Below are 13,869 nucleotides of genomic sequence, written 5' to 3'. Positions count from 1 at the left end.
CGACAATTAATTCGATTATATGATAAAATTTATCAAGGGATGTATTCATTTTCATAGCATTTTTTTGAAAAAGAGACAGCACTTAAAAAAATATCAATAAAAGGCAGGCGATACAAATGTCTATTGGCGAAAGAATCCGCTCTTTTCGTCTTGAAAAAGGAATGTCGCTTACTGAACTGGCCAGCCGCTCCGACACAGCTAAATCGTATATTTCTTCTGTCGAGCGGGATCTTCAATTAAATCCTTCTATTCAATTTTTGAGAAAAGTATCACGGGTACTCGATGTCAATATTGAACAGCTTTTAAATGATTCTGTCTACGAAAATTCCCCTGTACTAGACGAAGAGTGGATGAAGCTGGCACGTGAAGCGATGGAATCCGGTACAAGTAAAGAACAATTTAAAGAATTTCTTGAATTTCAAAAATGGCAAAAAATCAATTAACTAATATTCTCTTTGACTCCATATAAAAAAGCAGCCCATTTTTGTGAGGTCGGCTGCTTTTATATTACGTGTCTATGAGCTTGAATATGTGTTAATCCTCTCTATGCTCCTCCTGATGTACTGTTCTTAAAAACCCACGTATTTCTTGTATCGACAAGCCTAACTGTTTTGCCTCTGACATCAGACTGATCCATTCCTCCTCCACGGTATGAACTTCAAGCCCATCCATACAAGCTCTCCCCCCGCTTTCGGCAGCACAGCCATCCAAGCAGATATCCACTTTAGGACCTGTAGCTTTGCGTCCTTGCTTTTCAGCAAGTTTGCCCTTGTCACATCTGTTTTTTATTCGTGTGAATAGATCGCAAAACGCTATCAGACTATTTAAACTATTTTTTAAGGTTCATCCTGATTATAGATTCCATATACCCGATTTTTCTTCATGCTTATTTTTTTCATAGTATTCTCGTTGTTTGGCCGCCTTATCATATACCGACACCAACTGATCGATGACTTGTTTTTCCGAAAAAAAAGTACAAACAAAGGACTGAGCCTGATGCGCCATGAACTGTCTTCTTATCCGGTTCGAAAGCATCTGCCTGGTTTTAAAAATAAATTGCTCATCTGTGTCAGCCAGCAGCACCTCTTTTCCACTTGTAAACTCAATTCCTTCGTTAGCAATATGGCTTAAGACAATCGGACATCCAAGGGCGGCCGCCTCTAATACAGAGATTTTTTGTCCATACCCGAACCGAAGCGGATAAACACAAGCAGCGGCCTTCAACACGTGTTTACGCACATTCTCTTGTTCTTCTATTAATGTGATCCCTTCTAATAAAGCTAGTTTCCTCACTTCAGCAGAAGGATTAGATCCAGCAATCCAGCATTCAAGTTCTGGAAAAGACAGCTTTAACGCCGGAAAAATATTTTTCACAAGGCGAATAGCTGCGTCGACATACTCTGGCTCATGAAGCGGTCCCGTAAAAACGATGGCTTCTTTTTTAGGATTGTGAATATCGGTCGAAAAAAGCGAATCGTCTACGTAATTTGGCACAACATCCAGTTTTTCGATCGTCACCGGTGCTAAATGACTTCGATCGGTTTCAGATGGGACAATGCCATTTGTTGCGCATTCTTTCAAGTAAGATTCATATTTTCGTGCACGGCCCAGCTCTCCCCGCACCGCCGCTTTCTCCATAAGCTGGTTTGTCCATCTGTACCGTCGTTCTAAGCTTAAGCTGATCGCATCCATGTAATCAACGACCACAGCCTCCAGCCAGCGATCAATGTCTGGAAAATTGTGTACCATATTCGATTGAATATGAATAATATCAAAGCGGACTTCTTGCATCATATGTTTCAACGTTCGTCTGATTTCTGGAAATGAGTGACGTGCTGCACTAAACGGATACCGCTTAAACAAATAACTTTTCAACATTGCAAAGCATAAAGGACCTGTTTTTTTCATATAAATACTTTCTATACCGCTCCGAACCAACTCTTCTCCCTCTACTAAGAAAACCGATCCATTTTCCTGGAACAGACAATATACACAATAATTTCTCTTTAAAAGGCTGCTTATTTGCTGAAAAGCTCTCATTTGATCCGTAGATCCGGTGAAAATTGGGCGTTTTTGTGCAATATACAAAACGTTTATCCTTCTCACCTCCATATTTTGTTCTATTTAAAGAACAACTTTGAGGCGATTATATCACTCTTCAAAATGAGTTTTAATAGGTACAAAGAACTAAATGTTCTTAATAAAGAAACAATTTGCGTACTTAATATAAAGAATAATAGTGATTTCTTAAATATTTGTGCATTATAATGAACTAAGAAGGGCGAGTGGAAAAGAGAGATCGCTATGATCGGAGTTCGTATAAAAGAACAAAGGATAAAACAATGATTGTATCTCAGCCAGTTAGCTAAAAAAGCAGGTCGGCTTCTTTTTCCCTTTTTCTTCTTTTCTGCAAACACGTAGAGGTCCCAAACAACACTCCAGAAAAAAAGGAAATCCCTTTTAATTAGAGATTTCCTTTTTTTCTTCCTGACTACAGTGTAAAAAATTCCGTACCTCATCTGGTTCCAAACCGATTTCTTTCGCTTGGCTCATCAATTCTATCCACTCAAGATCCACTCCGGTTTTCTCCGACATTTTTTCGCTCCTTTTCCTTTATCCTTCCATGCCTTTTCGTACAATTCTAAGATTATAAAACTATTATATTGATTATATTTCTATTTATGACTACTTTTTTTACCGGGTAATATATACTCGAAATAGTATTATTAAGTAATATAATGGCGTGATGCTACACTTTTTTTGAACATATATAGCTCTAAAATAGTTAAATTTTCTGTTTTCCATAAAAAAGCTGTCCCTGTTTTACGGGACAGCCTTCTCTTCCTATTCTCTTCTTGTTAACCCATCATGTTCCATAAAATTTAAAATTCGTTCCACTTCTTGATCATTCTCGCCTATTACAAGGCCGATCACTTTTGAGGAGCCTGTCGCACCATCTACATACGCGGCATCCAGTAAGCTGAGCGGAACAAATTGTTTCTTGTCCATGTATTTTTCCACAACCGCCAGTCCATCATCAAACCATCCATTCCATTCAAGATTAGATAAACGGACAGACGGTTTCTTATACAAGCCCCTTATGTTTTCATAAAGCATGAGGCCGCATGAAGAGGCGTTAAAGCGTACATTTAAATCAATAAAATAAAACGAGTCGCCGCGCATCAGCACATCAAAGCCAGCAACACCGACATAACCGGCCGCTGCGATATTTTCCATTACCCGCAACCCTGCTTCGACAACACGCTCAAATGGCGCAGCATCTGTACTGATCCAGCTGCCGCGGAAGCAATTCTCATCATTGACGACTTGCTCGGATTTTCCCAAATATCGAATGTTTCCTGCCTCGTCTGCTGCAAAATGAAAACCAAAATTCTGATCGTATTGTATATATTCTTCTAAAATGATAGTCGATAAATCACCAAAGTCTTCATTTATATGATAAAGCTGTTCCTTTTTTTCAATCAAAAGCACACCACATCCGCCAGACGTCGGGCGTCCGTCGCCCGTTTTTAAAATAAAAGGCATAGGCGGCGTATCCTCCAGCAGCTCATCCAGGCTGACCATTCGCCTTGGCGCAACATGCTCTGCTGGTACAAGGGCCGGAATGCTGCGCTTGTCGCTTAAATAAGCAATGATGGATGGATCGACCCAATAAAGAGAATCGGGGACATCTTCAGAAGGATGTGGATATTGAAAAATCACTTTTTTTCCATGCAAAGACAGTTTCTTCAAAATAGATACATATTCTTCATCATTCCGGTACGTATAACGGACAGACGGTAAATGCAGCCCCGCTTTTTCAAGCAAACGAACGGCACTAGGTGTCACTGCGCCTTCATGACAAATAACCGGCATCTCTCCGGCTATGCTCAGTTCGCGCCCAGTCAACGCTTCAAGGCTAAGTAAATCTCCGCCAAAATGTTCATAATCATGCGCATATAATTTTGGCGAATATACATATCCTTTTCCGTAAATGTCTTCCGACGTTTGCTCCGGTCGAATCGCATCTGCAAAAGAATGAACAGGCCATGCTCTTTCCCCCATAAAGCCACCTTCCTTCTTTAAAAAATACCAACTATTTATATATATCCCAAGAAAACACTTTTAATCTCAAAAATTTAAAAACAGGAAAAAAGGACCATGCGCGCTAGAAATAAAATGGCAGCATCCCCGTACCTTGAAGTGAAATTGGCTGATTACGCCAAACAGCAGTTTGTTCTGTTAAAAATGAATCTAGCAGAGCAAAAAAGACTGTCTCCAAAAAGAGACAGTCTCCTGCGTTTAAACGGTACAGCTCGAACCAAACGAATTTTTGAAGATGAATCCATCCTCATCTGTGTAATCAACGACCGTTTCTTCCTCCATATACCGATCGGTAAACCGGTCAATGTAAAGAGAAACGCCGTCACCGCAGTCAATAACTGTGTCGTTCCGGCGCGGTTCGTCCAGCACGAGTGAGAAATGAACCGACAGGCTGCATCCGCCTGACAAATTGGCGTCAATGCGTGGCACCTGACTTTCTGTAACAGGCCAGCCAAGCAGCTGCTGGCGGGCAGATAAGGTCAGTTCGATCTTCATGTCTGAACCGTTTCTTTCTCATAGCGGACCATTGGCTGGCGGGCCGCTTTTACTTCGTCCAGCCGCCCGATCACCGTTGTATGGGGCGCATTCAGCACAATGTCCGGATTTTCTTCTACTTCCTGCGCAATTTGAATCATCACGTCCGCAAATGCGTCCAATGTCTCTTTTGTCTCTGTTTCCGTCGGTTCGATCATGAGGCATTCTTCGACATTGAGTGGGAAATAAATGGTCGGCGGATGGTAGCCGAAATCAAGCAGCCGCTTCGCCATATCAAGCGTACGGACGCCCAGCTTTTTCTGCTTTGAGCCTGATAGCACAAATTCATGCTTGCTTACCTGCTCGTATGGCGACAAAAAATACGGCTCCAGCTTTTTGCGCAAATAATTCGCGTGCAATACGGCGCTTTCTGAGACTTGCCGCAGCCCAGACGGCCCCATTGTGCGAATATACGTGTAGGCACGTACTAAAATGCCGAAGTTGCCGTAATAGCCTTTCACACGGCCGATGGACAGCGGCTCATTTACGTTTAGGACAAACAAATCGTTCTTTTTCTCAATACGCGGCACCGGCAAAAATGGAATAAGTTTTTTGTTCACACCAACCGGCCCTGCCCCCGGACCGCCGCCGCCATGTGGTGTCGTAAATGTCTTATGCAGGTTCAAGTGAACAATATCAAAGCCCATTTTTCCTGGCGTTGTTTTGCCTAAAATGGCGTTGGCGTTGGCGCCATCATAATAAAGCAGCCCCCCTGCTTCATGAATAACTTTAGCAATTTCCACGATATCTTTTTCAAACAAGCCGAGCGTGTTTGGATTTGTCAGCATAAGTGCCGCGGTATCATCATCTACATGCTTCTTTAACTCTTCGACATCAACCAGGCCATTTTCATTCGATGGAATCGTCACGGTGCGGAATCCGGCAACCGTTGCACTCGCGGGATTTGTGCCATGCGCGGAATCCGGCACGAGTACCTTCCTACGCTTTTCACCTTTTTGCTCATGGTACGCTTTCACCATCATAAGCCCGGTCCATTCGCCCTGCGCACCGGCAGATGGCTGAAGCGTCACGGCGTCCATACCGGTAATGACCGCAAGATCCTCCTGCAGTTCATGCAAAAGCTGAAGTGCTCCCTGCACCGTTGCTTCCGGCTGATACGGATGAATGCGGCTAAAGCCGTCAAGGCGTGCTACATCTTCATTGATTTTCGGATTGTATTTCATCGTACATGAGCCGAGCGGGTAAAAGCCGTTGTCGACGCCGTGATTTTTATTTGAGAGCGCCGTGTAATGGCGGACCAGCTGCAATTCAGACACTTCCGGCAGCTCCGGCGCTTCGTCGCGGATTAAATGCGCCGGCAGCTTTTTCGACAAATCGACTGCTTCCACATCACTTTCCGGCAGGCTGCAGCCGATACGTCCCGGGCGGCTGATTTCAAAAATAAGGTCTTTATATGTGATCATTTCGTGGCCGCCTCCATTACATCAATAAATTGGTCAATTTCATCTTTAGTACGCTGCTCGGTTACTGCAATAAGCATCTGGTTCGGTTCACCGTAGTCAGCACCTAAATCAAAGCCGCCGATAAACCCTTTTTCAATCAGCTTCTCCTCTATATCTGTAACCGCACATGGCAGCTCGACCACAAATTCATTAAAAAACGGTGATTTATTCAGAACGGAAAAACCTTTTTCCTTAAATACTTTCGCGGTATAATCGGCTTTTTCTAAATTCAGCAGAGCCATTTTTCGCAGCCCTGTTTTGCCAAGCGCGGTCATACAAACAGCGGATGCAAGCGCATTTAGCGCCTGATTCGAGCAAATATTCGACGTCGCTTTATCGCGGCGGATGTGCTGCTCGCGTGCCTGAAGTGTCAGAACGAAACCGCGGTTCCCTTTATCATCAGTTGTCTGGCCGACAATACGGCCCGGCACTTTCCGCATTAATTTTTTCGCCACCGCAAAATAGCCGCAGGAAGGACCGCCAAATGCTATCGGAATGCCGAGCGGCTGCATGTCGCCAACAACTATATCTGCACCAAGCTTACCAGGCGGCTGCAAAAGGCCTAGTGACATCGGATTGGCGCTAACGACAAAAAGTGCCCCTTTTTCCTTCACAATGGCGTCGATTTCTTTTAAATCTTCAATCGATCCGAAAAAGTTCGGGTACTGTACAATCACCGCAGCCGTTTCGCTGTCGATTTGCTGCTTTAAAGCTTTAAGATCGGTCACATCAGCTGAAAGAGCCACTTCTTCTACTCCATAATCAGGACCTGCCGCCACCGTGTTTAAAATCGCGCGCGATTCCGGATGAACGGCTTTGGATACGATGACTTTTGACCGTTTTGTATGCGCCACCGCCAGCGACGCCGCTTCAGCAAGAGCGGTAAAACCGTCATACATCGATGAATTGGCGACGTCCATTCCTGTTAGTTCACACACCATCGTCTGGAATTCAAAAATCGCCTGCAGCTCTCCCTGTGAAATTTCCGGCTGGTACGGCGTATAGGCGGTGTAAAATTCCGATCGGGAAATCATATGATTCACAACACTTGGAATGTAATGATCATACGTGCCGGCGCCGAGAAACATCGGCAGTTCATTGGCAGTTACATTCTGCCCGGCCAGTCTTTGCATGTGCTTCCATAATACCGGTTCAGGTTTCGCCTCTGGAATGGCCAGCTCGACGTCTAAGCGAATCGATTCTGGCACATCGGAAAAAAGCTCATCTATAGATGACATGTTTAAAAAAGACAGCATTTCTTTTTGATCTTCTTTTGTATCTGGCAAATATCTGAATGTCGACGTCATTTAGTTCACTCCCCTTTTATAAAATGGTATGTTCACAACGGCCGCTTCCACTTTTTTCTTGCGGATTTCCACAAAAAATTTTGTGCCAATGCCGGAAAAATCCGCATGGACAATGGCAAGGCCGATCGGTTTTTTCAATGTCGGCGAGTGGGTTCCAGATGTCACAAATCCGATCGGCTCACCCTGCTCGGATAAAATCCGGTAACCGGTCCGCGGAATGCCGCGGTCGATCATGTGAATGCCGACTGTTTTCCGTGCAAGACCGGTTTCTTTTTGCTTTTGCAGCGCAGCCTGCCCGATAAACGCTGCTTCTTTTGCTGTTTTCACCGCAAAGCCAATTCCTGCTTCAAGCGGGCTGATCTCTTTTGTCAGCTCCTGGCCGTAAAGCGGCAGTCTTGCTTCTAAGCGGAGCGTATTGCGGGCGCCGAGCCCGCATAATGGAACTCCTTCCTCCGCCAGCCGCTGCCATAGAGCAGCCACCCTTTTTGCCGGCACATACAATTCAAAGCCATCTTCTCCTGTGTAGCCGGTTCGGGAGATGAGCACAGCGTCAACACCGCCAATCGAAACATGATCACTGAATCGAAACGGACGAATGGCGGACAAGTCTTCCTTTGTCAGTGTCTGCAAAATGCGTTCTGCTTTTGGTCCCTGCACTGCCAAGAGAGCCGTTTCATCTGAAATGTTGGTCACTGTTACATCGCCTGACACATGCTTGTTCATCCAGTCGATGTCTTTGTCAATATTTGCTGCGTTGATGACAAGCATCCATTCACCATCCGCTTTTTTATACACAATCAGGTCATCCACTGTCCCGCCATCTTCATAACACATTGCGGTGTATAATGCCTGCCCGTTTTCGAGCGCTGATACATCATTGGTGACAAGGTGGTTAATAAAGCTTTTTGCTCCGCTTCCTCTTACCAGCACTTCTCCCATATGCGAGACATCGAACAGCCCGGCGTTTGTCCGCACCGCCACGTGTTCTTCTATAATGCCGGTAAACTGAACCGGCAGCGCCCAGCCGCCAAAATCTATTACTTTCGCTCCATACTTTCCGTACTCGCTAAAAAGGGGTGTTTTCTTTAATTCCACCATAACAAACCTCCACTTATCGTTTTGGATACAAGAAAAGCGCAAGATGTCTGTTTATCGAAGACAAATAAGACGAGCGCTGGCAGAGGCGGTTTATGCCTCCAGAAGTGCTTGGCTGGATAAATGGAACAAAAGCTAAGAACGCGGCATCGTGCCGCAATGCTTTTGTGACCTACATCCTGTAGGCCTGATGGCGTCTGAAGCTGGCAATAAAAAAAGACAGAGAAAAGGTATCAACCCTTTTCTCTGTCCGTTTACCTGAAAGTTTAATCCAATTTGGATTTTCCCCTTTGGTGGCATGAATGATCATGCACTCTCCAGAGCTGCGTCCAATTGTGGTCCATGTGCCTGAGAGATTCGTTTCAAGGCTTTTGAAACTTGCTCCGTCGGCGGCGTTTCCGCACTCTCCCACAACTATCATCCGCGCTTATTCTGTTTATCACCTTCATCTTAATCAATCGAAAACGCTTTTACAAGTATTTTCTGAAAAATTTATGTTGTCAGATAAATTAACATATTGTTTGACAATTCATAAAGAGATTGAGAGAAGAAAGCATGGCAAAGCACTTTACTTTTTTTTGTTCTCATAGTAATATTCTATATAACGAACAATATGTTCTTCATAAAGAAAAAACTTTAAGATTAGGAGAGGTGACTATGAAAGAAAAACGGGCGCTTGTCAATGAAATATTTATTTTGCGAAGTGCAGCCTGTCTAAGCATTTTGCTTTTACACGTACTAGATCGCGTATATTTGAACAACAGTGAAACAATAAACAGTTTTAGTTTGCTGATTACATTTGGCACACCTGCTTTCGTGTTTATCTCTGAGTTTATTATCGCTTACTCGTACCGGAATCGGGCGATTGGTTCCTTTTGGGGAAACCGGATCAAGTACATCTTTTTACCATACGTATTTTTCGGGGTGTTTTACGCGGCTGCAAAAGCATTTCAAGAAACAGGAGCGAGTGCCGCTTTTTCAGAAGCTTTCTTGACGTATACGTGGCGCCATATTTTGCTTGGTGACTATCATGGTTATTTTATATTAATTATCTTTCAATTTTATGCCCTTCACTTGCTTTTTCATAACTATTTAAAAAAAGCATCACTAAAAAAAGTCATTGCCGGCTCGTTTCTCATTAATGCTGCTTATCTGTCATTTTTTAATTTTGTCCCGCCAATGGATATCCCATTCGCTAATTATATATGGACGCAATATTACTGGGTGCCATTTCCAGGCTGGTTGTTTTACTTTACGATAGCATTTTACAGCGGCTACTATTATGAGGCGTTTCAGCGGCTGCTTGTGAAATACCGCCACTGGACAACCGTTTCGGTTTTGTTATTCGGTTTACTATCCATTTCTCTTTATCAGCTTGGCGTCCTGCCAGTCGTTTCGTCCAAACGGATCGATATGGTATTTTTCACAGTAAGCATGATTTTTTTCCTTTATTCACACGCTATGCTGCTGAAACGCGTGCCGCGCTTTTTCACTTGGGTCAGTAAATATTCATTTGGCATTTACTTGTTCCATCCGTTTTTCCTGGCGGTCGCCGCAAGTTTCTCCTTTTTATGGGAGGATATCCACCCACTCGTAATGGTGCCGGCTCTGTTTTTTGGCTGTATTGCGTTATCCGCTTTCATGATTTTCTCATTCAATAAACTTCCTTTTGGCGCTTATTTAGTTGGAAAAGTCGGCATTGGCAAAACCAGCAAACCAAAAAATTCATTTAAAAAAATCGAAACACCCTCTGTCAAAGTTCAATAAGGTGGTATCTATGAAATCTAACAGCAATCGTTTGTTTAAGAAGCAATCTGCCTATTTAATCATTTTATTTATAGTCATTCTGGCGTTTCTCTTCCCATCTTTATCTGGGCTGTTTGTTCAGCAGCAGGAAGGTTCAAATGAAAATAATACCAATACGACGAAAACGTGGTCCGAAGTCGACGTGGCCGACTACGGACCAAATTCGGATGATTCCAAAGATGACACTTCTTCCACTAAGACTACAGATGAAACACGTCCTGAAATCAATATTACCGATTACGGTGCAAATGCTGATGATTCAAAGGACGACACTTCTTCCATCCAAGCTGCCATTGACGCGGCGGCTGGCAAAAATGGCATCGTCCTCATTCCCGCCGGAACGTTTCTTATCAACACTGACCCAGAAACAGGGTCACTAAATGTAAAAGATAATATTGAAATTAACATGGATGAAAAAACGATTTTAAAAAGCATTCCGAATGGTCTGCCCATCTATCGGATGCTCACCATTTACAATCGTGAAAATGTAAAAATCACCGGTGGTACGCTGATTGGTGACCGATATAAACATGAAGGAACAGAAGGAGAGTTCGGGCACGGCATTTACATTGGAGGCAACTCCAGCGAAATCACCATTTCAAATGTGAGAGCACAGGATTTCTGGGGAGATGGTTTTTTCGTGGAAGGAAATGCCAGCCAGGAAACGTACCCATCTTCTATCACAATTGACAATGTTGAATCCCATAACAACCGACGGCAGGGAATTTCAATAACAGCCGGCAAACAGATTGTGGTTAAAAACAGCATCTTTTCCGGCACGAACGGAACGCCTCCGGCAGCAGGCATTGATTTAGAACGCGATCCGCCTTACAGCCTGCCGCTTGAAGAGGTAGAACTGTTAAACAACGAAGTTTTCAACAATGAGGGCTATGGTATTTCATTTATTTATGCGAGCAACAGCTCTGCACAAAAAAATATCGTAAAAAATAATAAAAAAGGCGGCATTTATATCGGCGGCGGTGTGGAACAAGGAATTGCCAAAAATAATACTGTGGATGATAATTTTATTTCAGAAAATGGCTTAGGGATTTTCGTTAACTTCTCAACGCAAAATAACATATCAAATAATGTAATTGAGAAAAGTAAAAAGGATGGCATTGTCCTTATCAATCACGTTGGGCAAAACAGACTGGTAAAAAATCTAGTCCGGGATAATCAAGGAAACGGCCTTTATATTTGGGGTGGACTTCATGATCAAAGCGGCATCGTGGTTCAACAAAATAAAATAAGTAAGAATAGCAAAGCAGGGATTGCTGTTTTAAATGTGTTAGATGCAACCATCACTGATAACGACTTACTCGACAATGCGGGCGCAGGACTCCACAGGGAAGAAGCGAAGGAATCAACCATTGAGCGGAATAAATCACAAGGAAACGGATCAAATTAATACATTATTTTTTTGAGAAGGGAGAGAACTAAAACCATTGAAAGTCCGTAATAAACGGCGGCTGATTACTGGCATTTCCATACTTGGGGCCGGTCTTCTTGCCGTTTTTTTTATAAATGCCGGGAATGTTCTTTTAACTCAGGAAAAACCAGAGAAAGCAGATATCGTGATTGTCCTCAGTCCTGGTGTGGAAAGAATTTATAAAGGAGTAGACCTTTGGAAAGAAGGTTACGCAGATAAGCTTTTATTATCTCGCGCTAACACAGGAACATTTACCGTAGAGCAGGCCCTCCAGCTTGGAATTCCTAAAGAAGATATTATTGCCGAGGAAGCCGCCCACAGCACATATACAAATGCAACTCACACGAGAGAATTACTTGAGGAGGAGGGGATAACATCCGCTATTATTGTGACGAGTGATTACCATATGAGAAGAACGAAGTATATTTTTGAAAAAGTATACCGCGACAGCAGCATTGCTCTTTCATACGCAACGGCGCCCTCCCGTTATCAATTTACCGCCTGGTGGGACGATGAGGAAAGTAAACGAATGCTGTGGAAAGAATATGCGAAACTGGCCGGCTACTATCTTCTTTATTAATAGAAATAGGAGATATCGACAAAGTCTTCCGTTTTTTTGAAGAGCAGTGAATATTCATGCTGTTTTTTAGCTTTTTTTATTCACGAAAAAAGAGCAGGCATTTTAATGGTTCCGTTTCGGCGCTGCCGCCAGCGGCACATGTTCGCGTGAACCGACTCTTTTATGCACTCCTCTTATAAGAAACATCGGCAGTGCCAATAAGAAAGCCACAACCCGCTATCATAAAAGAACAAGGGTGAATAAGAACGAATGAATAGATGTGCTGACAAAAGATTTTGTTTATCTGCATTCTGAGGGGCTGTCTCTACCGGATAGAGACAGCCCCTGCTTTTGTGGACATCGGTTTTCCAATTCTTTTATATACTATTACAGGCGGTTTTACCCGCCAATGCCCACATCCCTGTCATTAGCCAATATTACATGCCGCCTTCAATAAAAAAACTGGCGCCTCTCCGGCGCCAGTTTTTCCTTTTTTAAACATTCACTTTCTCCGCTAATGACGGATGACGATATAAAGGAAAATAATCTCCTGTTACATCAATTCCTTCTGTTAACAACTGATATGTTTCCGGAAGGTGAATTTTTCTGCCGATGTAAAACTCAAGCAGCGGATTCTTCGTGAAATTTCTCTTAAATCTTAATAAATCATCATCTTGCTGATAACCGCCCCCAAGATGAAGTGTTTTATATCCTTTTTTCCCAAACCATGCAGCTGCATGCCAGACCAAAAGGTTAGATGGGGCGAGATGCAGATATTCCTGTTTGGAACCAGTGAGGTGATAGGATACATAGCCGTTATAATGCATAAACATGCAGGAAGCAATAACTTCACCTTCATACCGAACCGCGAATGTGGTGATGTTGTCTTTCAGCAGCTCAACAGTATCTCTGAAAAACTCCTCCTTAAAAAAGTAGTACGTATCCGCCTGGTTTTTTTTCATCGTTTTTGCGTAATTCTGCGCAAACCAATCCAAGTGATCCAATCCTTCTTCTGTGACCGTCAGCCCTTGCTTCATTGCATATTTGACCCGGTTTCTTCCCTTGTTCCGAAGGCTGTCCATTAAGGCACTTTCATCCTCTTGCAAGGTGAGAGCAACCGTGTTCCGGTTAAAAATAGGCGTTATAGTATCATAATCCCGATCGTTTCGGATAAGCGGATGAAAGCGGACAAACTCCGTCACAATGTTTTTCGTCTTGCAGTATTCTTCAAATAAGTGATTAAATGTTTGAAAATGTGCTTTTCTTTCCTGCTCATCCGTGATATTTGCCAGAGGGCCGCCATAGCCATAAGGAGTTATAATATCATACAACTTTTCAACGCTGGGTACATTTAATCGGGCACAGTCAATTTCTCTTAATAAATAGGGATAGCAAATACAAGCGTCTCCATTCTCATAAACAAACAGCTGCGCTTGTCCCTCTTGATTATTTTCGTAAATTTGACAATATTCTGCTGTAAAATAAATATCAGCATGCGGCATCTTTTGCATGTAATGCTGCCATTGTTCCTTCTCCAATATACCGAGTACCTTAAACAATATATCTTCACCC

At 43.2% G+C, this 13,869-nt stretch carries 13 protein-coding genes and 3 riboswitches; of the genes, 4 read left to right on the top strand and 9 right to left on the bottom strand.

All coding sequences use genetic code 11. From position 1 onward, the window contains the following. Window positions 1–116: 116 nt before the first annotated feature. Window positions 117–443, top strand: a complete 327-nt coding sequence (locus BA724_RS10535; RefSeq protein WP_069938617.1) for a helix-turn-helix domain-containing protein — start codon at window positions 117–119, stop codon at window positions 441–443. A 91-nt stretch (window positions 444–534) separates the two neighbouring features. Here the strand turns inward: BA724_RS10535 and sinI are convergent, their stop codons facing one another. The 8 genes from sinI to gcvT all read right to left on the bottom strand — a co-directional run bounded on the left by sinI (window position 535) and on the right by gcvT (window position 8,506). Next, a complete protein-coding gene (gene sinI, locus BA724_RS18015) occupies window positions 535–672 on the bottom strand; it encodes a DNA-binding anti-repressor SinI (RefSeq protein WP_083256186.1) in 138 nt (45 codons plus the stop codon). Window positions 673–690: 18 nt separating this feature from the next. Further along, a riboswitch (cyclic di-GMP riboswitch) is annotated at window positions 691–778 on the bottom strand. A 74-nt stretch (window positions 779–852) separates the two neighbouring features. After that, entirely contained in the window at window positions 853–1,938 is a 1,086-nt protein-coding gene (locus BA724_RS10530; protein WP_169818539.1) for a glycosyltransferase family 4 protein, read from the bottom strand. 522 nt (window positions 1,939–2,460) lie between these two features. Continuing rightward, on the bottom strand, window positions 2,461–2,595 hold the full coding sequence (locus BA724_RS18010; protein ID WP_083256184.1) for an anti-repressor SinI family protein: 135 nt from the start codon (window positions 2,593–2,595) through the stop codon (window positions 2,461–2,463). Window positions 2,596–2,844: 249 nt separating this feature from the next. Continuing rightward, window positions 2,845–4,065 (bottom strand): ATP-grasp domain-containing protein, encoded by a 1,221-nt coding sequence (locus BA724_RS10525; RefSeq protein ID WP_069938615.1) that lies wholly within the window; start codon window positions 4,063–4,065, stop codon window positions 2,845–2,847. A 237-nt stretch (window positions 4,066–4,302) separates the two neighbouring features. Further along, window positions 4,303–4,599: an iron-sulfur cluster biosynthesis family protein gene (locus BA724_RS10520; protein ID WP_069938614.1), complete on the bottom strand. Its 297-nt coding sequence runs from the start codon at window positions 4,597–4,599 to the stop codon at window positions 4,303–4,305. Beyond that, window positions 4,596–6,062 carry an aminomethyl-transferring glycine dehydrogenase subunit GcvPB gene (gene gcvPB, locus BA724_RS10515; protein WP_069938613.1) on the bottom strand — a complete coding sequence of 489 codons (1,467 nt, stop codon included), beginning with the start codon at window positions 6,060–6,062 and terminating at the stop codon, window positions 4,596–4,598. The genes BA724_RS10520 and gcvPB overlap by 4 nt, the downstream gene beginning before the upstream one ends. Beyond that, a complete protein-coding gene (gcvPA, locus tag BA724_RS10510; RefSeq protein WP_069938612.1) occupies window positions 6,059–7,408 on the bottom strand; it encodes an aminomethyl-transferring glycine dehydrogenase subunit GcvPA in 1,350 nt (449 codons plus the stop codon). Before gcvPA ends, gcvPB begins: the two co-directional genes overlap by 4 nt. After that, window positions 7,409–8,506 (bottom strand): glycine cleavage system aminomethyltransferase GcvT, encoded by a 1,098-nt coding sequence (gene gcvT / locus BA724_RS10505; protein WP_069938611.1) that lies wholly within the window; start codon window positions 8,504–8,506, stop codon window positions 7,409–7,411. It lies immediately after the preceding gene. 241 nt (window positions 8,507–8,747) lie between these two features. Next, a riboswitch (glycine riboswitch) is annotated at window positions 8,748–8,826 on the bottom strand. A gap of 3 nt (window positions 8,827–8,829) precedes the next feature. Continuing rightward, window positions 8,830–8,924, bottom strand: a riboswitch (glycine riboswitch). A gap of 236 nt (window positions 8,925–9,160) precedes the next feature. Between gcvT and BA724_RS10500 the strand changes: the two genes are divergently transcribed. Genes BA724_RS10500 through BA724_RS10490 form a run of 3 tightly spaced genes read left to right on the top strand, consistent with a single transcriptional unit; the run spans window position 9,161 to window position 12,318 of the window. Beyond that, window positions 9,161–10,270 (top strand): acyltransferase family protein, encoded by a 1,110-nt coding sequence (locus tag BA724_RS10500; protein WP_069938610.1) that lies wholly within the window; start codon window positions 9,161–9,163, stop codon window positions 10,268–10,270. 10 nt (window positions 10,271–10,280) lie between these two features. Further along, the gene (locus BA724_RS10495; protein ID WP_069938609.1) at window positions 10,281–11,717 is read left to right on the top strand and encodes a right-handed parallel beta-helix repeat-containing protein; all 1,437 of its coding nucleotides are present in this window, start codon (window positions 10,281–10,283) and stop codon (window positions 11,715–11,717) included. Between the two features lie 37 nt (window positions 11,718–11,754). After that, window positions 11,755–12,318, top strand: coding sequence for a YdcF family protein (locus BA724_RS10490; protein ID WP_069938608.1), 564 nt, complete (start codon window positions 11,755–11,757; stop codon window positions 12,316–12,318). A 473-nt stretch (window positions 12,319–12,791) separates the two neighbouring features. Here the strand turns inward: BA724_RS10490 and BA724_RS10485 are convergent, their stop codons facing one another. After that, the gene (locus BA724_RS10485; RefSeq protein ID WP_141719920.1) at window positions 12,792–13,856 is read right to left on the bottom strand and encodes a lipid II:glycine glycyltransferase FemX; all 1,065 of its coding nucleotides are present in this window, start codon (window positions 13,854–13,856) and stop codon (window positions 12,792–12,794) included. Between the last annotated feature and the right edge of the window lie 13 nt (window positions 13,857–13,869).

The sequence above is a fragment of the Domibacillus iocasae genome (genome assembly GCF_001750285.1).
In the GTDB taxonomy this organism is placed as follows: Bacteria; Bacillota; Bacilli; order Bacillales; family Domibacillaceae; genus Domibacillus; species Domibacillus iocasae.
This window is presented reverse-complemented; position numbering and strand designations above follow the sequence as displayed.